Origin of the sequence: Leptolyngbya sp. GB1-A1, assembly GCF_039962475.1 — a bacterium.
Taxonomy (GTDB): domain Bacteria; phylum Cyanobacteriota; class Cyanobacteriia; order Elainellales; family Elainellaceae; genus Leptolyngbya_A.
Map to the genome: position 1 here is coordinate 1 of NZ_JAMPLI010000042.1, position 21582 is coordinate 21582.

Annotated in this window: 15 protein-coding genes; 11 read left to right on the top strand and 4 right to left on the bottom strand. The window is 50.2% G+C overall.

Annotated elements, in window-relative coordinates:
- From NDI45_RS24455 to NDI45_RS24465, 3 genes are all read left to right on the top strand, one after another.
- Positions 1–2286, top strand: a 2286-nt coding sequence (locus tag NDI45_RS24455) for a CHAT domain-containing protein (RefSeq protein WP_348249233.1), incomplete at its 5' end; no start/stop codon positions are given.
- 35 nt (positions 2287–2321) lie between these two features.
- On the top strand, positions 2322–2705 hold the full coding sequence (locus NDI45_RS24460) for a hypothetical protein (protein ID WP_348249234.1): 384 nt from the start codon (positions 2322–2324) through the stop codon (positions 2703–2705).
- An 8-nt stretch (positions 2706–2713) separates the two neighbouring features.
- The gene (locus NDI45_RS24465) at positions 2714–3700 is read left to right on the top strand and encodes a hypothetical protein (RefSeq protein WP_348249235.1); all 987 of its coding nucleotides are present in this window, start codon (positions 2714–2716) and stop codon (positions 3698–3700) included.
- 265 nt (positions 3701–3965) lie between these two features.
- Here the strand turns inward: NDI45_RS24465 and NDI45_RS24470 are convergent, their stop codons facing one another.
- From NDI45_RS24470 to NDI45_RS24480, 3 genes are all read right to left on the bottom strand, one after another.
- A complete protein-coding gene (locus tag NDI45_RS24470; RefSeq protein ID WP_348249236.1) occupies positions 3966–7136 on the bottom strand; it encodes a plasmid replication protein, CyRepA1 family in 3171 nt (1056 codons plus the stop codon).
- 577 nt (positions 7137–7713) lie between these two features.
- Entirely contained in the window at positions 7714–8100 is a 387-nt protein-coding gene (locus NDI45_RS24475) for a hypothetical protein (protein WP_348249237.1), read from the bottom strand.
- Between the two features lie 12 nt (positions 8101–8112).
- Positions 8113–8292 (bottom strand): hypothetical protein, encoded by a 180-nt coding sequence (locus tag NDI45_RS24480; protein WP_348249238.1) that lies wholly within the window; start codon positions 8290–8292, stop codon positions 8113–8115.
- A gap of 161 nt (positions 8293–8453) precedes the next feature.
- On the opposite strand from NDI45_RS24480, the gene NDI45_RS24485 reads away from it, so the two are divergent.
- The 7 genes from NDI45_RS24485 (at position 8454) to NDI45_RS24515 (ending at position 14392) form a co-directional block, all read left to right on the top strand.
- Complete coding sequence (locus NDI45_RS24485) at positions 8454–8726, top strand: hypothetical protein (RefSeq protein ID WP_348249239.1); 273 nt, start codon at positions 8454–8456, stop codon at positions 8724–8726.
- Positions 8713–9213, top strand: a complete 501-nt coding sequence (locus NDI45_RS24490) for a hypothetical protein (protein WP_348249240.1) — start codon at positions 8713–8715, stop codon at positions 9211–9213. The genes NDI45_RS24485 and NDI45_RS24490 overlap by 14 nt, the downstream gene beginning before the upstream one ends.
- Before the next feature lie 72 nt (positions 9214–9285).
- A complete protein-coding gene (locus NDI45_RS24495; protein ID WP_348249241.1) occupies positions 9286–10113 on the top strand; it encodes a hypothetical protein in 828 nt (275 codons plus the stop codon).
- A 4-nt stretch (positions 10114–10117) separates the two neighbouring features.
- Positions 10118–11584, top strand: coding sequence for a hypothetical protein (locus NDI45_RS24500; protein WP_348249242.1), 1467 nt, complete (start codon positions 10118–10120; stop codon positions 11582–11584).
- A gap of 193 nt (positions 11585–11777) precedes the next feature.
- Complete coding sequence (locus NDI45_RS24505; protein ID WP_348249243.1) at positions 11778–12164, top strand: hypothetical protein; 387 nt, start codon at positions 11778–11780, stop codon at positions 12162–12164.
- A 3-nt stretch (positions 12165–12167) separates the two neighbouring features.
- Positions 12168–12620 carry a hypothetical protein gene (locus NDI45_RS24510; protein ID WP_348249244.1) on the top strand — a complete coding sequence of 151 codons (453 nt, stop codon included), beginning with the start codon at positions 12168–12170 and terminating at the stop codon, positions 12618–12620.
- Positions 12617–14392, top strand: a complete 1776-nt coding sequence (locus tag NDI45_RS24515; protein ID WP_348249245.1) for a peptidoglycan DD-metalloendopeptidase family protein — start codon at positions 12617–12619, stop codon at positions 14390–14392. The genes NDI45_RS24510 and NDI45_RS24515 overlap by 4 nt, the downstream gene beginning before the upstream one ends.
- Positions 14393–14473: 81 nt before the next feature.
- Here NDI45_RS24515 and NDI45_RS24520 read toward each other — a convergent pair whose 3' ends face one another.
- Complete coding sequence (locus tag NDI45_RS24520) at positions 14474–17830, bottom strand: pentapeptide repeat-containing protein (protein WP_348249246.1); 3357 nt, start codon at positions 17828–17830, stop codon at positions 14474–14476.
- Positions 17831–18731: 901 nt separating this feature from the next.
- Between NDI45_RS24520 and NDI45_RS24525 the strand changes: the two genes are divergently transcribed.
- Entirely contained in the window at positions 18732–21464 is a 2733-nt protein-coding gene (locus NDI45_RS24525; protein ID WP_348249247.1) for a hypothetical protein, read from the top strand.
- Positions 21465–21582 lie beyond the last annotated feature (118 nt).

Genomic DNA, 21582 nt, shown 5'->3' on the forward strand with positions numbered 1-21582 from the left:
ATTGACGCCTGCCAGCAAGCCTTGACGGTGACGACCCAGCAGGACATGCCGGTGGACTGGGCACAAACCATGAATAACTTGGCAAGTGCCTACTTCAACCGCATCCGAGGCAATCGAGCCGACAACCTGGAGCAAGCCATTGACGCCTGCCAGCAAGCCTTGACGGTGATGACCCAGCAGGACATGCCGGTGGACTGGGCACAAACCATGAATAATTTGGCAAATACCTACTTGGACCGCATCCGAGGCAATCGAGCCGACAACCTGGAGCAAGCTATTGACGCCTACCAGCAAGCCTTGACGGTGACGACCCAGCAGGACATGCCGGTGGACTGGGCACAAACCATGAATAATTTGGCAAATGCCTACTTCAACCGCATCCGAGGCAATCGAGCCGACAACCTGGAGCAAGCTATTGACGCCTACCAGCAAGCCTTGACGGTGAGAACAAAGCAGAACATGCCGGTGGACTGGGCAGCCACCATGAATAGCTTGGCAAGTGCCTACTTCAACCGCATCCGAGGCAATCGAGCCGACAACCTGGAGCAAGCCATTGACGCCTACCAATCTAGCCTAGAAATTTATGACGCTGAGTCGTTTCCTAATGATTGTCGCAGAGCAGCCCGCAGCTTAGGTAACCTCTATGCGGAGCAACACCGCTGGGCAGCAGCTGTCCCCATCTACCAAAAAGCACTCCATGCCGCAGAATTGCTCTACCAAAGTGCCAACCTGCTCGATAGCAAAGCGGCTGAACTGGCAGCAACGGCAGATTTGCCTCGTCTTGCTGCCTATGCCCTCGCTCGCACTGGTCATCTAAAAGCTGCTGTTCTCACTCTGGAGCAAGGACGTGCTCGGGGACTCAGCGAAACCCTAGAACGCGATCGAACTGACCTGACCCAACTCCGGCAAACGCATCCAACTCTCTTTACTCAATACCAGGACATTACTACCCAGCTTCGTAACCTGGAGAGCCAACAGCGATCGCGCATGACCTCAGAAGAACGCTATAGCCTCACCCCTGAAGCCCTTCGCACCGAAGCCCTTCGACTGCGCCAAACCCTAACCGAAACGATTGAGCAGATTCGCCAGGTGGAGGGCTATGCAAACTTCCTAGCTCAACCTGACTTCGAGGATATTCAGCAAGCCGTTCGTCCTCACGTTCCACTGGTCTACCTGGTTCCAACCTCTAGTGGCAGCCTCGCCCTCATCATTACCCAAGATGACATTGCTGATCTTTGGCTAGATGAACTGAACGAAACGGAGCTGATCGAGCTGCTTAACAACAGCTGGTTCAATGCCTACAAGCAATCTCGAGATAATCCCCAAGCTTGGCTAGAGGTGATCGAACAAATTACTCATCAACTTTGGCCCCTGCTGATGGCACCGCTGATTGGCCACCTGAAACAGCACTCCTTCCAGCAAGCTATCCTCATTCCCACCGGAGGATACCTCAGCTTGCTCCCACTCCACGCTGCCTGGACAGAAGACGTAACCACTGCTACTGGCAAACGCTATGCCCTCGACGAAATTCACTTTACCTATACTCCTAATGCTCGGTCAATTAATGCCGCAGCAGCCATTGCTCAGCGAGTTGAAGCAGATTCAATTTTGGCGATTGATGAACCTAGGCATAGGTACAAAGACGAGAAAGGCAACTATCAAGCTGTTAACCCCTTGCCCAACTCCAGTCGGGAAGTGAAAGCGGCGAGCGCTACTTTCCAAAATGCTACTGTTCTCCTCCACGGACAAGCCACCCGTGAAGCCATCCTTGCCGCTTTACCCCATGCCAATGTTCTCCACTGCTCCTGCCACGGTAACGCCAACGCCTTTGAACCTCTTACCAGTGGACTTGCTATGTCGGGCGAAGGTGAAGCTGCTATCCTCACCCTCAGAGACCTCCTAGACCTGAAACTCACCGAAAGTGGAACCGGCGGCATTCGTCTGGCTGTCCTGTCTGCCTGTGAAACTGGTCTTCAAGGCATTGAACTCGCGGATGAAGCCATTAGTCTTCCTACTGGGCTACTGCAAGCTGGAGTCGCTGGAGTGGTCGCTTCGCTCTGGTCGGTGAGTGATCGCAGCACCATGATGTTGCTGGTCAAGTTTTACGATCTCTGGCGAAATGAGGGACTGGATAGTTCCATTGCTCTGCGTCAAGCACAGCAGTGGTTGCGAGACTCGACCGATGGCGAAAAAGCAGACTACTTCAGGTTTCACACCTTTGAGCGAGAGGCAAATAGCTATGCCCATCCCTACTATTGGGGTGCTTTTAGTTATGTCGGGGTGTGACTTTGCAATATGTGTTGTTGAGATGGAATTTTAAGATGTTGTTTACAGACGAAGAAATCTTTGAAGCAGCTCGAACGATTCGTGTCTCCCTACCCGAACTGCTTAATGCTCAAACGGCTCAAACATGCGATCGCCAACTCTCTGACTTGTTGAACAGCGATGACGAAGCAGGAGAGGTTGCCCCACAAATTTTAGAAGTCTTGACAGCCCATGATGAGATCAAAGTCTGGCTTGCCAATTTTCTTGGGGAAGCACAGAAGGGATTCAGTCCTTTAGCAGGAGAAGGCTCACCGGTTTTAGCTGATAAATTCGTCTGCCCCGTTGGCAACGACTACACTTGGAAGCAACGCACTAGCGCACAACAACCGCCGCTTTGTCCAACCCACCAGGTTCCTCTCATTCCTGTTAATCAGCCCTAAAGTGCCTCATGACTGCAAAAGTGTTGGAAAGTTTTGGTGGCAAACTGGCAGAGCAATGGGTTGCTACCTTGCTCACTCCGGCATTTATATTTTGGGCAGGTGGGCTTGCGGCTGCCATCCAACACTTTAGTTGGAACAGCATTGCCACCCGCTTCTCTCAACAGCCAGAACCCCTCCAAATTGCTATTCTCGTGGGTTGCCTCTGTGGTGTAGGAGCCTCGGCATTCGTTGCCCAACGGTTTGACTTAGCCGTATTACGAGGACTGGAAGGCTATGGATATCTCGCTCTGCGCTATTGGCTCCAGCCATTCACAGCACCTGTTGCCCAATGGTTTGATGCGGCAGTATCAAGAAGGCTGAGAGGCTTTAAGTGGTATCAAAAATCATGTCGTCTGCTGAAACGACTTATCCCGATTCAACTGTGGCGCAAGCAATGGCTAGAGGAACGATGGCAACGGCTGGATGAAACACGCGCTCGCCGTGAATATGTTCGCTGTGATAACGCCCTGCACCAATTTCCCACTGACGATGCCGATGTCATGCCTACCCGGTTAGGGAATATCCTCCGCGCCGCCGAACGACGACCGTTAGAAAAGTATGGACTGGATGCGATCGTGTGTTGGTCTCGTCTGTGGCTGCTGATACCAGATGCTGCCAAAAAAGACCTGCAGGAAGCTCGGGCTGACCTTAATACGGCTGTGCGGGTTTGGCTTTGGAGTGTGTTGTTTGCCGTGTGGACCGTGTGGACCTGGTGGGCACTTCCCGTGGCAATCATCGCCGCATTATTTGCTTATGGCTGGGCGATCGATGCTGCGATTGTGTATGCCGATTTGATTGAGTCAGCGTTCGACCTGTACCGTACGTTGCTCTATCAATCGCTGAGATGGACCCTACCCGCCAATCCTAAAGAGGAGCAGGCAATGGGTGCTGCACTCACTCAGTATCTTTGGCGAGGGTCAAATAAATCCCAACCAACCTTCACCAATCCAAACTAGTTCCGAGAAAAAGTAGGCACTAGCCAGATCTACTCTTTGTATGGGACCCTCGACTACTAGACCTGTTGTAAATAGAAAGGACCCAAGTAAAACATGCGGGGCGCTAAACTTCCTATCTCCGCCGCAAGCGGACGAGGCATTACGGAAGTTTTCCTTTGAGACGCACCCCCGCTAATGGCCAACGCAGCAAGCAGCAGGGAATCTGATCTAGAGAGTTTGAGGGGAGTCTATTACTACCTCTGGATTCACAGGAATAACTCTACAACTACTGCCCAAACCACTGGGGAGTAGGAATTAGAGTTATTGCTCTCCTCAGCAACTTAATGGGAATGACTTGCCTTATTTCTGCCTGCGCTTCTATTGAATCAGTCTCCTGCCACAGTTGCCGCACATCTTCAAGCACTGCTTGAGAAGCCCATTCTTCTGAAGGTTGGGAAAGGAATTGAGTTGGATCACCTGGTCGTTTTTCTGAATTTAAAGGACCAGGTGATCCAGGGGCTACTGCCCGATCGCGCCTCATCTGCCGCTGTTCCAGAATGCCGATCGCCGCTTGCCAAGCGAGTTGATGCAAGCGGTAAACCCTCAGCTTCTCGCCCTCATGCCCCGGTATTGAGCGCGACCAGCGGAACTCCACTTTGATGCCCATCTGCGACAGCAGTTGATGGACGATTTGCACATCACTCATGTCCTCGGTAATCGTGAGGCTAAGAGCTTGCTTGATCTGAGCGGCCCACTGCCGAACCTGGCAGGCATAGGGATAAAGGGTGTACTTCGTCCATTCCTTATTGGGGTCCAGAAACTCCGTTAGCCCTAGCTGCTCTCGTATCGCTCGACGGAGCTCAGCACTGGAGATGTCCCACGGGCACAATGATTGATTCCACTTCAACTGGCTCTCTAATGCCTTCACGGTGCGATCGACTGCCACTCCCGGATAGAGCAGTTCTTCTAAGCTCCGCAGTTCCCCCCGTCTTCTGCCCTCTTTATCTGCCAATACGTCTTCAACCGTTAATTCCTCCAGGCAGTAAAACTCTTTCAGATAAAACTTGGCGATCGATCGCTGCTGCTCTGGGGAAACACTCTCCTGTGCCTCCAGTTGCAGCACTTCGCTGATCGTCAAATCGACTGCTGTCACCATGCTCTCCGCATCCAGTTGCCGCAACTCATCGCGAGCAATCTTCAGCAGTTCGCCAATACCGCCATTCGATTCTCGGTTCTCGATCGTGACCTGGTTGCCCTCAAAACGGAGCCGCACGATTAATGCCTCTCGCAAATGCAGCATCGATCGATTCTGGGCAGCGGCAATCCGGCAGTAAAGGTCGAGGTGGGGATCAGCTTGCCAATCGTAGGTTTTGAGGTCTGGAACATCTTCCCGCAAGGATGAGCGAATTAAGCTGACCGTGGCAGAAGTGCGGCTTTGCAAATGAGATTTTAGCTCTAGAGAATTGGTGGAACGGGACGCTTTGCTATAGTTGCTGCCCCGTTTCGCGCACCAAACGACCCGTTCCACCGGCTCCCGGACTCGTCCTAACGCCTGTGCCATATCTGCATCGGTAGAACTGACCCCTCCGAAGATGCCATAGACTCTGGCAATGATGCCCTGAGCTTCGATGCTGACCCCGGTAGACAGGGAGGGAGAGCAGATTACAACATCGAACTCACCTCGCTCCAATACGGAGTCTGGACTCTGGATGAAGGCTCGCTCAAATTCTCCGCCGGACGTATCAGAGTTAATCACTAGCACCCGCAACCCTGGAAACTGCTGCTCGATCGTCCTGGCCAATGCCTTAGAGGTTGCTTTGCTGTCTGTTGCAACAAACATTACTTTACCGGCTTCAATCGTGCTGATGTCCTCTAGCAAATCTGCCATGATTGCAGTGCGATCGGAGCAGTTAACCATTCGCACTGCATACCCTTGCGGCTGATAATCGTTGCGGATTAGGAAGACTGGGTTTGCCTCTTCCCTTAACGCCTTGAGATAGTGCAGCGTCGCGTTGTCCAAATCCGCATCGGCGACAATGACCCGACGAGCGACTCGAATCAATTGCCGGAATCGAGCGAGCAGGGCTGGCCGCTTACCATCCTTGGCGCAGGTGCTGGAGGTCAGCAGGTGGCGAATGACCTGAACCACCTCGTCAATCACCAGGTCGCATCCGCGAAATTTGTCGGGATCGATCGCCAGCAGAGAATCAACGACAAAGCTAACGCGGAGGGTGTAGGCAGAACCGGAGATAAACTCTCCATTTGCTTTGTCCAGGTCGCCAATGTAATCCAGCTTCAGCCGTTGGCTGAGGGACCGTTGCAGTGATCGCCGGTGTCCTGCTGACAAGACTTTCTCCAAGCCCTCGACCTGATCCGCAATCCACTTGGTCTTTCCCGTGCCCTTAGGGCTGCACAGCGCGATCATGCCCTCAGCCGGAAGGCGTTGCAGATCCAGGGTGGACAAGTCAGCAGTTTGTAGCCTAATGGCAGGCGTCCAGGTGAGCTGCTGGGCTAGCTGCTGCCAGATGCGCCAGTGTTCTAGTGGAAGTGCTTCAATATTCGCTTTTTCCCAGGCTTGAACCCCGCAATTCACGATCAGGTCATCAATCCCCTTGCCGTCTTTGCCGCTCCACTGGGCGATCGCCACTGTCCCCTGAGCTTGGTGCAGTAGTCCACCAAAACGAGATAAGGCAACATTGACCCGCTGCCGCGTTTTGTCTTCTGCATCCTGGTCAAACGCCAGCACATGCGGTCTGCCCACCTGACAGAAGCGCAGGACATCGGCAATCAAAGTGCGATCCCCGATTGCACCTTTGGAGTAACCGCCATTCACCCCATAAAGCGCGATCGCAACGTAACCCAGGCTGAGGAGAGCTAAGGCTTTCTTACCACCTTCGGTCCAGACGATCGGAAGTTCAGGATGGTCAGCTACCCAGTCCCAGAAGGAGCCGTCTAGGGGCACTGCTACACCGTAACGATCAGCAATTCTTTGGCGGATGACGGGTGGGAGATCGGACAGAAAGGCTCTTGAACCGTTACCAACCGGAGTTTCATACTTGCAGACCTTCCCTTTTTGGTCCACCCTGGGCTGACCCAGTTTTGCTTGCCAGCAGGAATGGTCTTCATTGAGCAGCAGTGCCGCGACCGTTGCGATCGGCTTATTAATCCAGAAGCGGGTGTATTTCCAGTTCAGTGCGTCGTGGATGGGCGTTTCCAACACTTCCCCGCACTCGTAGATGAGGTCGGGAACGACTCGCACAGTAGCAGCAAAAAGGATAGGGTCGATCGCGCTGCCGTGAACGAACTCTTGTGCGATCGCTGTGCGGAACTGTTCTAGTGAGATGGAGGGTTGTGGCTTTGTGCCGTTCTCTTCAGCCCTCTCTGGCTGTGACAAATTTTGAGATACAAAACCCTGTGGAGACGAGGATGTCCTCGCCCCAATCGATGAAATATTCATAGTGACGTTCTTACGCTTTAGTGAATGTGTTGCTGAATTTGCAGGTTCTCCTGTGACTTTTGGGGTTGAGTGTTGAAGCGGTTCCCCATCAGGCTTGAGAAAAATTGCAGCAAAAATTGACGCACTGATCTGGCAGTGTGTTATCTTTGTCTCAAGTCTGGGTGATTTTTAGACAAAAAATCCCCGCCGCTGAAGAAGTGACTTTTTCAGCGATTCAACCCCCCAGGGGGACTTATGAAAAACCAAATAGACTGTCTAAGAACTAAAAACCACTGGTGTTAGAGATTGCCCGCTCGTTAACCAGTGGTTTTTGCCTTTCTGCTACTGGTTTTTATTTGTTTGAGCATTGGTTCGCTAGTTTCACCTCCTTGGCTTAGTGGACAAACTTGGTATCTAGTGGCACTCGCCCGATCGGGTTGAGGCGCGACTAATGTGCAAAGTATAGATCCGATCGGCGTTTGAGAGAAAATTGAGATCTTGGAATTGGCTGGGTTAGGGGCTATATCTACTGCACAGCTTGGATTATTCCTAGCTTCCTGACAGCACTTCGCAGTAGTTATCGTCATGGTGATCGTCTCTATGCACTTGTTCTAAGAATTAAAAAATCGACTGTAGAAGCCTGAGTTGCAACCAGCCTGGACAACTCCGAGATATTAGCTGATTGCTGCTGAGACACCTGAAGATGCCCATTAATCGCTTCAATCTGGGTGTTAATGGTGGCAGTTTGGCGATCGATCGCCTCAATTAGCCGATCTAGTGATTTTGTTGTTTGTTTCACCCCGGCGTTCATCTGCACAATCTGATCAGCCAGCCCATCAACACTGTTTGCAACGGTGTCCAGCTTGCCGCCGATGGCTTCCATCATCTGCATGATGCGATCGAGCCGCTTTGTGATGCGCTGATCTATTGCTTTTATCCGCGCGTCAGTAGCTTCTATCTGGAATCGAATTGCGTTTCTAGCCATTCTGACTATGTCTCACTTATTCTGAGGAGGCTTAAATTCCCCTTTTTCTTTGGCTTCCCTAAGTGCTGTTTCAACCAAAAAAGCAGCGAGGTTTGCTGTGGGTCTACCCTGCTGGTTCGCCCACTGCTCTAATTCCTCGAAAACTGCATCAGGCAGTGTCATGAAAACTCTCTTGCTCACACTGTCATCCACTGAATTCTGCCTCCTATCCTACATTTCAGCGTCAGTAATGAAGCCAAAAGCTAATTAATTGAAGCTTATGTGTAGCTGTCAGCTACTGATATGCTACAGTTAAAGCCATAAATTGACAAACGATCGCGCAACAGTCACAGCACGACGAGCGCACGACAGACATGCTTCATCCTCAAGCCACACCTCTAGAGCATCAGCTTTACACCTTCGATGAACTGCGCTGGCATCTTGCCAAGTATCGCGGCAAGAAGTTACCTCCCAGTACGTTGCGGGATTGGCTGGCTGTTCTCAAAATTCGACCCAATGAGGTCGGCTGCTATGAGCCAGAGGATTTGAAGTGGTTGATTCGTTATTGCTTCTGGCTGAAGCGCGGCGGAAGTGCAAAAGGCTTTCAAATCATTCAACAACAGGAGATGCAGAATGCCAGTCGATAAGAATGCAGTCCTCAACGGCAACGGTAAAGCACAGCAACCAGCCCAAGCTCAACCCACGACGGACGAAACTACAGCCCTCGCAGCCCTGACCCAGACCGCAGCAGGTACAATCCGCCAATCGATCGGAACCATGACCCAGCTGGCAGAAAAGCTAGAAGACCAGCGCGACCTGGTAACTGACCATGCCGCAGATCGCGTTGCTGCCATCCTCGACCCGCAATCTATCCAGGCAGAAATTGCCGTTAAAACACTCTCGCGGCTGGAGGGCAAATCCTTCGTCCCTTTCGAGTTGGAGGCGATCGAGTTACCCGAAACGCGGCGATATGTGCCGCAGTTGCCTCAATCCTATGCTGTGGCGGCATTGCCTACCTGCTCCAACAGCAACGACCGCAGCCCGACCGATGCCACAGAGAGCAAAACAACCTCCAATGGGAAACCCAGAACGGAAGCGGGGAAGGGGTTCGGTCTGCCGCGCAGCGCCTCTTAGATTGCCAACAGTGAGCCACAACCGCATCTACTGCCCCTCTAGGCTCCAGCCTTTCGCTAAGGACATTCCATCATGGACCCGATCGACAATCGCACCCTGAGTCAACTACAACTCAGCCCTAATTCCCCAGGCAAGCTCTCCTGGTTTAACTTCGGCTCGATCGTCCGCCAATGCCAGCGCCTCTCGGCTAAGACCTGGCTCTGGCTCGCCATCGGCGGCATGGGTATTAGCTGTGCAGGCTCTCTGTTCTGGCTCATATTCCGTCAGGATGGACTGCAACTGGCTGCCACTCCTCCGCAAGAGTCTTATCTTGCCAAAGACTTCAGCCCCGAAATGCTGGCAGGCATTACTCCCAAAACACCAGAACCAGAGGTGATCGCCAAACTCTATGCCATCATCCCCAACTACGAATACATCCTGTCTGAAGCTGCCTCAACCCACATGGACACGATGCTGCTCTATGAAGCAGTCCGGCTCAACAACGAGGCACTGAAAGAAGTCCAGGAATCGCGCTATGACGCTACTGATCCCGCGATCGACATTGACTTAGGCAAGTGTCCTGATGTGGTGAACCGACAGCGGTGTGTCCTGCTCCGCTTTGCTGGGGACGGTCTCAAGCTGATCCAGCAAGGAACAATCGCCCGTGATGCTCAAACGGTTGCTCTTGGCTATACCCGCTATCGTGCTGCCTTACTCGCTCTTTACCCCCAAGAGCCAACCCCACCCGATAGCTCAATGGCACTGCAAGGACTGCTCAACTATCGATTGTTAGCCTATGCCCTGTTGCAACGCTTACCGTCTGCTGATCCCTTTGCACAAAAGCTTGACCCCAAACTGACCCAACAGGATGGAGCCAGCGCGATCGAGCAAGCCAATCCCGTTCCTATGGGAGGACAGTAGCATTATGTACCTCAGCAAGGCACAAAAACGAGGCATGACGGCAGGCTTACTCGGTGTTGCTGCTCTGCTGTTTGTGCATGGTGGAAACAAGGTATTGAACAATCCTCAGACCTTAACCCGCCAGGACATTCAACGCATCCATGACCTCGGACTAAGACGCGAATCCGTTGCTCTACCCGGCAAGAAGGAAGCTGCTGTGGTGGGTGTGCTGGAGATGGCGCTGGCAATGGGCTGCCTCATGCTGGCGGTTCCCCTCTCGGAGGCAGCCCCTCGTCGGATATTGCCCAAGTCGCTTGATCCTGCCGACACTCCCAAGAGCAATATCCCGGCTCCCCCAGATGCCCTAGTACTCCTGCGATCGCGCTTGGCGGAACTGCTGAGTGACTATCCCTGGCTGAAGCAGTGCATTGCCTGCGAGAGTCTGATCCTGATTGCGCCTGCTGGAGGTGGCAAAAGCTCGATCGCCTCGGTCATTGCCTTCCTGCGAGCCATCCTGCGCGGGCATCGGGTGATCATCCTTGATCCCCACGGCTCCATCAACATCGAGCGAGGCGTTTGGCTGGTCGGGGATGTGGTTCAGGCCGAGGTAGACATCCTGGGCACGCAGGCAACGATTACAGCGCGTCATAGCAAGCAGGAAGCGCACTCCGCCATTCTGGATGAGTTTGGCGCACTCTGCGCGGACAAGAATTCTGCCACCGCCCGGTTTGCTGCTGAGATTGTCGGTAATGCCATTCGCAACAATCGCAAGTTCCACAACCACTACATCTTCCTCTGTCATGGCAGGGCAAAAGGGCAGATGGGTGGGGAAGCCATGCCCTCCGGCTACCTGGATAGCTGGACCTACAAGAGTGCGGTGCTGGAACTAGAGACGGACTACGACGAGTGGGGCGAAGCGGTGTTTTCAGGACGTGCCCGGTTCAAACCCGGAGGCAATAGCTTCGACGACGATGCCGCCTACACTCCACTCCAGATCCCGGACTTCCTCAACCCGACCGCCATCCGCAGTGAGTTCACCCACCTCTTTGCCCACCTGGGGCTGAAGCAGGCAGAGCAGCGGGCACAGCCGCCTCAGTACGACCCCAAGATCGAAAAGCTGATTGACGAGGCACTGGCGGAAGAGAATCTGCCGCAAATCAAGACCCTGCTCGATCGCATTTATGAGTCATCTAAAGAAGTGAATCGATGTACCTCGATCGACCTGCTCGAAATCGTTTCCCAACTGTCTGATACTGCCAAGCAACTGCTCATTTACTACTTCGATAAAGGTCAAAAATATACCAATTCAGAAGGATGGCTGGAAGTAAAAGTGCTACGCGAAAATTGGGCGAAAAACAAAGGGATTCTGGCAGACCAGCTCAAGGTCATTCTAATGGAAACGGTGACAGCCGAGATTGCAGTTTTGGAGCGCACCTGCTGGAAGCCAAGGATTGCTAAATCAGACTTGCCACCCAACTTTGGGCAGGTGTAGGTGTCAGCAGATGTACAGGTATCCCTTGCTCGATCGCAGTTTCAGCACACCTTTCGCTTAAGACTGAGCAGGTCCACACCTTCATAGAAACCTGTCAATGGATCTGCTCATTAGCATTACCAGAAACGAGAAAGGTTTGTCAAGAATCATCGAGAAACGAGTTTTCAACTGTTAGCAAATAGGAGCACCCAAAATGTCAGAACAAAGCAATCGTTCAACCCATGACACGGCTTACCGAGCCGGTCAAACCACACGCGGATTTGTTGGAGAAATCGCGACTGGAATGAGTGGGTTTATCTGGACCATTACCCACCCTGGAAAATCATTTCTGCGTACCGTGGGTGTGATTGGAATTTGGAGTGGCACTGCCGCAATTATTGGTGGCGTTGCCTACTTGCTCGCAGGGCAACCGGGGACCAGTCAGTTCGATCTGTGGCGACCCGCGACCTGGGGTGCGAGTGCCGTCGATGCAATCCGTCCTGGCATCAACACCGGGCAGCAGCTGATCCGAATGCAGTTAAACGAAGTGCAGCCCGGAGAAGCTGGACAACCCGCAGACGAACCGGGATATCGGAGATAGCTCATGCGACGCTGGATCGATCGCCTCGATGTATCACTCAATCGCTGGGGCAGGCGTGTTCTTCAAATCGGCGTAGTTGCTGCGGTGTGGGGAGCTGCTTATCTGGACCTGAAAGAGCCAGGCTATCTCCAGTTCTATGACCCTATCCCCTGGAGTGCGATCAGTAGCTCTGCTCTTGCGCGTAGCGCAAATCAGTTAATTGGCAACTGGGGGGAATGCCCGGCAGCCGATGCCATCAAAGTCCCTGGCATTCCCTCGATCGTTCGCTTTTTGCAGATGCCCTCGACGCTGGAAGACTGGCGGAGACGACTGGGTCAGCCCACCTGCTACAGCAGCGAGAACGGCAAAGCGATTTACGTCTGGAAACTGCAAGCCCTCTTCAACCAGCAGCTCTTCCTCCGCATCGAGTTCCAGCAGAATGCCGCCACCGGCTATGAATTTCTCAAGCAGAAATGACACGCTTTCCTGCGACGCCTCCTCCGGTCGAAGCGCTCAGCCCTGACCTCCAGTTCAAGCTTTGGGAACGGGAACGCAACCGCGTTGGGAGAAGCTGGCTTCTCACCTGGTTGCTCTGCAGCCCGGCGATCGCCTTTGTGGTATTCCAGCCGGTGCATGACGTGGTTGAGTCAGTTTATCGAGGTGCGACCTTTCTCCACTGGCTCACTGGATTGGTTTCACTGCCCCAATCAGGAACAGGAGCGGCAACGATCGCAGTAGGGACGGCAGGACTGAATGGGCAACAGATCGCCGTTGCCCAGGAAATTATTCAGGCGGGGATCGATCGGGGGCTAGACCCGGTGGACATCAAACTGGCGTTAATGGCAGCGATGCAAGAGTCCACGATGCAGGAGTTGGAGCGCGGAGACGACTGGTATTTTGAAGCGATGGGCTGGGGCAAGTCGGACTCCCTCGGTCCCTTTCAGCAGCGGGAGCGCGGCTGGGGGAGCCGAGAATGCCGCATTGATGCGACCTGCTCTGCAAACTGGTTCTATGACGCCCTCCTAAAAGTGAGCGATCGTCATGCGATGCCGGAATGGAAGGCGATCGCCACCGTCCAGCGCCCCGCGAAGGAATACGAGCAGCATTATCAGCAGTGGGCAGAAACCGCAGACGCACTACTGAAAGCGGTCGAAGCAACGCCTGCTAGCAGCGCAGCATCAGGCAAAGTTTTTCCGATCGCCGGATTCACGGTAGCAAACATCAATTCAGTCTATGGAATGCGGGATGGCAGGATGCATTATGGGGTTGATTTGGCTGCCCCGATCGGGGTTCCGATTTTGGCGACGCAAGCCGGGAGGGTCATGGTCGCGCAGATGGGCAGCGACGCTTGTGGCGGACAGGTCGAGATTCAGCATAGCGACGGTAATGGGGAGCGAATTTGCCACGCATCTGAGATTTTGGTGCAGGTAGGTGATCAGGTGAGTGTAGGACAAGTGATTGCTAAAGTGGGCAGCACTGGACGCAGTACGGGACCGCATTTGCATTTTGAAAGAATTGAAGCAGGGCAATCGATCGACCCTACGCTTTACCTGAAGTCGATTGGCAGCACACCGCTTAGCAATGGAGCAGAAAACAACGTTAAGCCTGGCACAGATCCCCAGGAAAAATCGCAGTGGGATCTATCCAAGATTCAGGTGCCTTTTGTCCCCTTTGTTTGGCAGCACCAGACGGTAGCCACTACTGACCCCGACCGCTTTACTGTTGAAGTCTGGATTCAGACGAACGCAGGCGCGGCTCCAGCCAGCGGCATCATGATTCGAGAAGACGGGCTGATTCTCACCAATCATCACGTTATCGCTAACGGGCTGCTGTACGTGAAGTTGAAAGACGGGCGGCAGTTCCAAGGACAGACGATCGCCAGTGACAGCAGCTTAGATCTTGCCCTGGTGCAACTCGACGGAGCCGCTAACTTGCCTATCGCTCTGCTTGCTCAATCAGCCAATGTGAAAGTGGGGGATGTAGTGAAGGCGATCGGCTCTCCGATGGGAAGCCATTGGAAGCAGACTGAAGCCTCCGTTATTGCTGTAGACAGCGTTTGTGGTCTACAAGTCTTAGACGGCAGATGTATCAGAACGCCGTCCGGTTTCCTTTATCCCGGCAACTCTGGAGGTCCGCTCTTGAACGATCGGGGGGAGGTCATTGGTGTGAACCGGGCAATCCAGGAGAGCAGCGGCGAGGGAGTGAGTATTCCGATCGAAGTCTTTCACCAGCAGTTCAGAATGCCGTAGAGCTAAGGTTTCTATATGTTCGAGATTGTAGAAGGATAAACTCACTGAGGTACACCTTCTACATCTCTCTGATTGCCAGTCTTATTGCAATCCGCGCTGCTGTTTCAATGCTTCTGGCACATTCCTCGCCGTTCCCAATCCCTTAACTCCATCCCATTTTGTCTCCTCGTTCCAGGTAATTTCCTTTAAATCAGCGCCGGTTAAATTCGTATTGGTCAAAATTGCGCTCCAAACCCTAGCGCCGGCAAGGTCAGTGCCGCTAAGGTCGGCACCCGTAAGGTTAGTGCTGGTGAGGTTAGCGCTGATAAGGTCGGCACTGGTGAGGTCAGCGCCGGTAAAGTCAGCGTTGGTAAGGTCAGTGCTGGCAAGGTTGGCGCTGGTGAGATTAGCACTGGTAAGGTCAGCACTGTAGAGTTTGGCGCTGTAGAGATTGGTACTGTAGAGGCTAGTTCTGTAGAGTTTGGCGCTGGTGAGGTCAGCGTTGGTGAGATTAGCACTGGTAAGGTCGGCACTGTAAAGTTTGGCGCTGTAGAGATTAGCGTTGGCGAGGTCGGCGTTAGTGAGGTCAGCGTTGGTGAGGTTAGCGCTAGTAAGGTCGGCGCTAGTAAGGTCGGCGTTAGTGAGGTCAGCGTTGGTGAGGTTAGCGCTAGTAAGGTCGGTGCTGCCGAGTTTGGCGCTGGTGAGGTTGACTCTGGTAAGGTTGGCTCTAGTGAGGTTAGCGCTGATTAGATTAATGCTGTAGAGGTTAGCGCTAGTGAGGTTAGCACTGTAGAGGTTGGCACTGGTGAGGTTAGCACTGGTGAGGTTAGCACTGGTGAGGTTAGCACTGGTGAGGTTGGCACTGGTGAGGTTAGCACTGGTAAGGTCAGCGTTGGTGAGGTTAGTGCTAGTGAGGTCAGCGTTAGTGAGGTCAGCGTTGGTGAGGTCAGCGTTGGTGAGGTTAGCACTGGTGAGGTTGGCACTGGTGAGGAACCTTCCGACAGTGCGAGTGAATGTAGATTGTGCAATTGCATCACTATAATGAACTACCTTGAGTAAACGTTCTGTCAGTTCGTATTTGCTAGCTCCTTCGCGGAGTTGTCCACTGGGATAGAATACAATCGCGTTTTTGAATTCCTCTGTAGTTTGAGCATAGCGATGCAGTTCTAGCAGCAGGATGATCACATTCAGCCCGGTATACACATCTACCTGGCGCAGTCCAGTAGCAATTGATAATGCTTTCAGTTGTGCCAGCTTTTTCTGGGGTAAGTTTTCCGCAGGAGGAGATGCATCAATAAATTCTCCTTCGCACCAACGTTCATAAAAATTATGTAGCCGTTCAAATAGGATAGTAGGTCGAAAGTCTCGGCTATTAAGCAGGAGGACTCTCAGATGTTCCACAATTTCTTGCGTGAGCACAGGTTGTCCCAGCAAGTCATAGATTTCCCAGTGCAATTTCTCGGTAGAAATGTAGAACTCTTGTCGCTTCAGTCCAGGACGAGTCCAGTCCTCCAATGCTTCTTTTAATCGTTCTGCACACAAAAACTCACCAAAGCTCTTATGGGCAAACTCTACCGATCCACTACTACCTCGTCCTGGTTGTAGATAAAATGCTGCTAGGGCATTTCGTAATGGATTATCTTTGAGTCGAGTTCGAGCAGTTTCTAGTAGTTCTCTTGCGCCATCATCTCCTTTCAATCGTTTTTCAATCATGGTAATAGGCGCACACTCGGTGCCTGTCTGAACTACACACAACCCAGCTTCTGCCAAAATGCGACGCAGGCTTTCCGTTTCTAGTTCAGTTAAATCCCGGTTGAGCCATTTCGGACGTTGTTTCGTCAACACCCAATTCAACGACTGCTCATAAATCAAGATTTTCGCTTTGGCTCCCTCTGCCCCGTCAAACATCTCAAGCGTTAATTCTTCATCTCGGTGCATTGCTGCTAGAAGATACAGCAACAAGGGTTCCTGAGCGAGTCCAGCTTCGCTTCTAGAACCGCGAATACGCTCTGGACAACGTGGGTCTTTCAGAAATGTTTGAAAAGCTTGAGCTTTCTGGGTTCCAACAAGCTTTTGCCACTTGTCGAACCACGCTTTCTGGAGGTCTTGATCCATTAGTAGAATCTCGACCCGTTCCAAATTAGACGGCATCTGCCGCTCAATACTTTGCAAAGACAAAGTTCTGCCTGTGATTAACACTCGGTGCCCTTTCTCAGAGTTCTCCTTGCAACTCTCTTGAAATCTGCCGATTTGCTTCAAAAACTCCTCCAGTCCCCCGCTAGTTCTGCCCTCCATTAGCAGTTCATCGAAGCCATCCAACAGAAATAGGAATCGAATATTACGATCGGTTAGCCAACCCGGATCGTTTTTGGCAAAATCCCGATCTACAGCTTTTTTCAGCGTTTCCTCAAAATCCTTTTCTAAAACCCGGATATCGCGCAATCGAATTAGGATAGGCACCCAGCGAGGATATTCAAACTGTCTTACCCAATCGGCAAACATGCGGCAAAAGACACTCTTGCCGCGTCCAGGCCCGCCCTGAATGAACAGGACTTTGTCTTTTCGCCGGTCATCGCTCAACAAAGCTCTTGCCCAAGTCTCTAGATCAACTAGAGCTCTACTTTTGTCTACTTCTCCATCGTTTTTGATGAATTGTGCCTTTAAAGGGACATAAATATCTTGAAAGGTAAATGATTCTGCAAAAACCTTCTCTTTCGGGCAAGGCTTAATTTTTTCAGTCAAGTAGGTGTCAATGCTGTTGTAGCGCTCCAGCACTTCTCGCCCACCATTTCGATGCAATTCTGCTAGAGGCTTGAGGATATCTGCGTTCTGGGCAAGTGCTGCGTTGATATAGCGGGGCGTATTCCAAGCAATTCGGTTGGTTAAGCTGTCTGCCCAATGTTTTGAGATTCCTGCCTCTTCCAGTCGTGCTTTGAGAATCTTATTAAATTCTTCTGCCAGCTTTGAGTTAGGAAAATTCAGCAGTGCGTCTTTCACATCCTGATCACTGAACTCCTTTTCCCCTAGCTGTTTAAGTTGACGGGCAATCGCCTCTGAAGCTTTTTTCTGCGTTCTTTGAGCTATTAGCTGAGCATAGGGTGTTAAGAGCAATCGAAGACTGTCCAAATATGCTGTTTGGCTCACCAGCATCATGCACTGCTCTAGAGTTGGCTCTTTCTTGGTTGACTCAGCGACAAGTTTAAGGGCTGTGATTGCAAGGGGTGCAAACGGAATGGTGTCCTTAATGACCTGAGCTAGAGGTGAGTTCAGCACATCCAGCAGTGAAGAGATTTCGCCTACATAGGGTCGCAGGGTGTCAACCTTATTACCCTGCTCATTAACCGCTTTTGCTAAATCCAGCACTGCTTTTGCTGCATCTGTTCCCGTCTTGGTCACTTCCTCAACTTTTTGCAAGTTTAGCTCGCGAATGTCCTTGGTCAAAAACGTCCAGAGCTTCATGGCTAGTCTCTTCTGGTACAGTCTGACTCGACGTTAGCCTATTTACCAGCAGAATGAAAATATGTGAAGTACCTGTGTCTCTGTAATTAAACGAACTCATTTCAATTGCCCCCCTTCAGCAAGCACCATGATCAAGTAAGACTGCGATATCTGGGAAAAGTACTTTACTGATCCCACTACTACATTCCCTTGGGCGCAATCCGTGTATCCAGTCAGCTTTGCTAGCGATTGTCTCGATACTTAAAGTTAATATATACCCAAAATAGCGGCTCCATTTAATTCCGCAATCCGTGGATATTGCTTTGTACACTACCTCCTGATGAGCCTAAGCCAAACTCTCGTATGAACTTGGCTATATAGTTCTCCAATTCTAATAACGGTTGTCTGTGCAAAAGGGTTTCCTAGTTAGCCAAAAGAGCAGTAGATTTTCTGGCTAACAACCTAATTCCTATAGTTAATGCTCTACCCTAACACTGGTGAGCTAGAGTACCTTACTAAAAAATTCATTATGCAAGTTTTGGGTGAGCATCTATCACTATTTTCAAAGATCCTATCACCGTTACCTTTATCGCTTAGCACCTATCAATTTATCAGCTAGAATGATTGCCAGAAAAAGGTTTCAGAATTTTTGCAAGAAAAAACAGGCGTTGCACACTTATACAACGCCTAAAAGCAAAAGCAGCTTATTCTTTAGTGTGCAAAATTCAAAGCTCACTGTTTACAGTGAGCTTTGATAAACTATGTCCTAACCTACAAGAAATCTTGCTTCCGCTCAATTTTTATATCGTCGAAGTTTATTTATACATCTAACTTAATCTTTGCAAAATATCCTTGCAATTTTCTGGAAACAGGGTAAATTAGAATTTATGTACTACATACTAATTCAATTTAGCACTTTTCTATGGTTGATACGGCAAGTGCTTTAACTAGCTTTCAGTTAGATTTGTTTGATAATTTAGATGCAGCAGATTCTAGTGATTTGATCGCAGTAGATTCAATAGAAATATTTGCAACAGATGAAACTGCCCCTATTGATACCCTATATATTTGTTCTCAATATCTTGCTTCACTTCAAGATAAAAAGGATATTAATGATACTAAGAATGCCTTAATCCGTTATTTTGTGCCTGGTGTTGGCGGTCCTACACCTTCAGCCAAAAAGCACAAATCAATTTCTCTAAGTGAATTTCAGCAAGGCTTTGAATTCCTAAAAACTGTTCCTCTGAACATACTCTCAAATGCACCAGATATTGTTCTAAGCGTTCTGGAGAAATTGGACAGTTCGCCATCACAGCGAGAGAGGGTGCGCCACAGCCTCAGAGGCTTAGTAGAATGGGCACAAAAACAAGCTTACCTTGAGTTGCCAGAGAATCCAATTCCAGCCGGGGCTTGTAGCCATATCAAAGTAGGACTGTTTGAAGGGTTAAATCTAAAACCTGCAAATGCTCGTCAGATTTTGGAGCAATACTTAGAGCAGATTGAGGATCAGGAAGTTACGTTGGATACGAGCAACGCAATTATTCGATTCTTTGTTCCTGCTTGTGGTGGACCGCTGCCCCATCACAAACCCGCACTAGATATTGAAGTTGAGGCTGGACTTCAATATCTTGAAACAATCCCTTTGGAGTATCTCAATGAATCTCCTGCGATCGCGACTGTTGCTCTAGATGCCTTGGGTCTCACACTGAGGCATGGAACCCGTATTCGTAATGCTTTGCGTGACCTAATCAAGTGGGCTGTGGCAGAACAATATTTGCCTAAGCCAAACTCTGTTGCTCCTTGGGGTGGGGATATTTCATCTCAAGAGATGTTAGGAGTAGTAGTACAAGAAGAGCAACAAACTTTATTTGAGTATTATGAGGAATACTGCCGACATCTAGAACAGATCGGTAGATCAACAGAGCTCAACGCCTTAAGAACAGCCATTATCCGCTACTTTGTTCCAGGTTGTGGAGGTCCTGCACCAGTACATACAAGAGCTACTGCAAACGAAGTTCAAGCAGCATTAGCCTACTTAAAAACCGTACCACTAAACCAACTTTCTAATGGTACTAAGCTAACTGAGACAGAATTCGATCGGCTTAATGTCCCTCTTGAAAAGCGCCGCTCAATTCGATCGCGATTACGAGCATGGTTTAATTGGGCGATGGAGCGAAATGGAGAGACTATAGAAGGTAAAGAATTTCAACCAGTTTTCAATACGTTCTACACTAACGGTGTAAAGCGTGAGTATAAGAAGCCTGGAATGGAGCTACATGAGAAACGTTGTCCTGTCCATGCATTATGCGCGAAACAATTTCCTGATGATTATTTGAATGATGGTTTAAAGGAACAGTTGAATACGTATAAACAATGGCGACGAGATAACGATGTTACTCCTGGAGCACTCACTACAGAGGAAGAGCAAATTCTTCAAGTTTTAGGATGGCTACATCGCTATGAAAGTATTCCCCTAAGTGAGTTATCTTTTGAACACCTGATTACTAGGAACAAATTAGTATTTTGGGCATTTGAGTACTCATCTTATGAGGAGTACCTCATGAGAAAGGAGATCGGTATTCAAGAAGCTCGTAAGCGAGCAGATGAGGATAAAGAACGTGTTGAACGATATCTAGCCTTTACAGGCGAAAATCCGAATTCTAGATCTCGTCGCTTGTTCATTGCGCTGTCAATCGCTAAGTTTCTGTATAGGGATGTACTCGGTTCTGATGATTATCCAGAGGATAGGGACATTCCTATCCTTCGTCGTTTATTGGATATTCAAGCGGATCTTAAGAAAAAAGGTAAAGCAACTCAGCAAACCGTGAAGTACAGCGAAACTTCAACTTCATGGGAGCAACTTGTTAGAGCTATGGAGAAAGAACGGCAACGTGCTGATCTAGTTACCATCTACGTCAGAAATAGCCGAATGCGTCAAGGGTACAAGACTCAAAGACGACCTGACACAGCAATTGCAAACGACCTACAATGTTTTCTGAGTATCGCATTTTGTATTATTATTCCCTCTCGTTCGCGAACTTTTTATGACCTTCGTATTGGAGAAACTTTTAAGGAGGGGGTCTTAACTAAGTTAGGTCTATTATCAATTCAAGATCTTCAGAAACAAGGTCTATGGGAGCAATATAAGGACGAAATTCGCTTCTACATCCATCATGAAAAAGAGGATTTCAAAGTAGGTAAGTCAATGACACCTGCATTGCTGGAAAGCGAGGGGTGGTGGGCTGAAATAACTAATATCTCGTTTGGTAATACCTGTCTCTATGACTATATTCGGCGCTGGTTGGAATGGGGACGGGCAATGCAAGGGACAGTTCCTCACAATTTCTTCTTCCGAAAAGAACGAAGCCCAGGCCCTATGGAAGTTTGTAATTGGAACAGTCGGATCAAAACAATTTTTGAACGGTGGACGGGTGTGCCAGTTTCACCAAAGAATGTTCGTAAGATTTTTACTAGTGAATTTCCAGAATATACAGAAAGCGCAGCATTGTTGCTGCAACACTCTGAAAGAATGCACATGACACATTATGATATGCGACAAACTGTTGACAAAATGCGACCCGTAATGGAAGCAAACGAAGGTTTTATTTATAAAACTTTGAGCAGTATAAAGGCAATTGCTCCTGGTACTGCATAGGTTTCACTAACAAATAATAGCTACCTGAATCTTGTTGCTTTAACTGCTGTAACATTTCCAATTCGTCTGGTTGAAGGCGATCGCCTTTTCATCGAACATCAAAGCATCCCACTTCAGT

Excerpts from the sequence above, each read along its gene's own strand:
- NDI45_RS24460 (WP_348249234.1), top strand. The coding sequence starts at position 2,322 with ATGTTGTTTACAGACGAAGAAATCTTTGAAGCAGCTCGAACGATTCGT.
- NDI45_RS24465 (WP_348249235.1), top strand. The coding sequence starts at position 2,714 with ATGACTGCAAAAGTGTTGGAAAGTTTTGGTGGCAAACTGGCAGAGCAA.
- NDI45_RS24470 (WP_348249236.1), bottom strand. The coding sequence starts at position 7,136 with ATGAATATTTCATCGATTGGGGCGAGGACATCCTCGTCTCCACAGGGT.
- NDI45_RS24475 (WP_348249237.1), bottom strand. The coding sequence starts at position 8,100 with ATGGCTAGAAACGCAATTCGATTCCAGATAGAAGCTACTGACGCGCGG.
- NDI45_RS24485 (WP_348249239.1), top strand. The coding sequence starts at position 8,454 with ATGCTTCATCCTCAAGCCACACCTCTAGAGCATCAGCTTTACACCTTC.
- NDI45_RS24490 (WP_348249240.1), top strand. The coding sequence starts at position 8,713 with ATGCCAGTCGATAAGAATGCAGTCCTCAACGGCAACGGTAAAGCACAG.
- NDI45_RS24495 (WP_348249241.1), top strand. The coding sequence starts at position 9,286 with ATGGACCCGATCGACAATCGCACCCTGAGTCAACTACAACTCAGCCCT.
- NDI45_RS24500 (WP_348249242.1), top strand. The coding sequence starts at position 10,118 with ATGTACCTCAGCAAGGCACAAAAACGAGGCATGACGGCAGGCTTACTC.
- NDI45_RS24505 (WP_348249243.1), top strand. The coding sequence starts at position 11,778 with ATGTCAGAACAAAGCAATCGTTCAACCCATGACACGGCTTACCGAGCC.
- NDI45_RS24510 (WP_348249244.1), top strand. The coding sequence starts at position 12,168 with ATGCGACGCTGGATCGATCGCCTCGATGTATCACTCAATCGCTGGGGC.
- NDI45_RS24515 (WP_348249245.1), top strand. The coding sequence starts at position 12,617 with ATGACACGCTTTCCTGCGACGCCTCCTCCGGTCGAAGCGCTCAGCCCT.
- NDI45_RS24520 (WP_348249246.1), bottom strand. The coding sequence starts at position 17,830 with ATGAAGCTCTGGACGTTTTTGACCAAGGACATTCGCGAGCTAAACTTG.
- NDI45_RS24525 (WP_348249247.1), top strand. The coding sequence starts at position 18,732 with ATGGTTGATACGGCAAGTGCTTTAACTAGCTTTCAGTTAGATTTGTTT.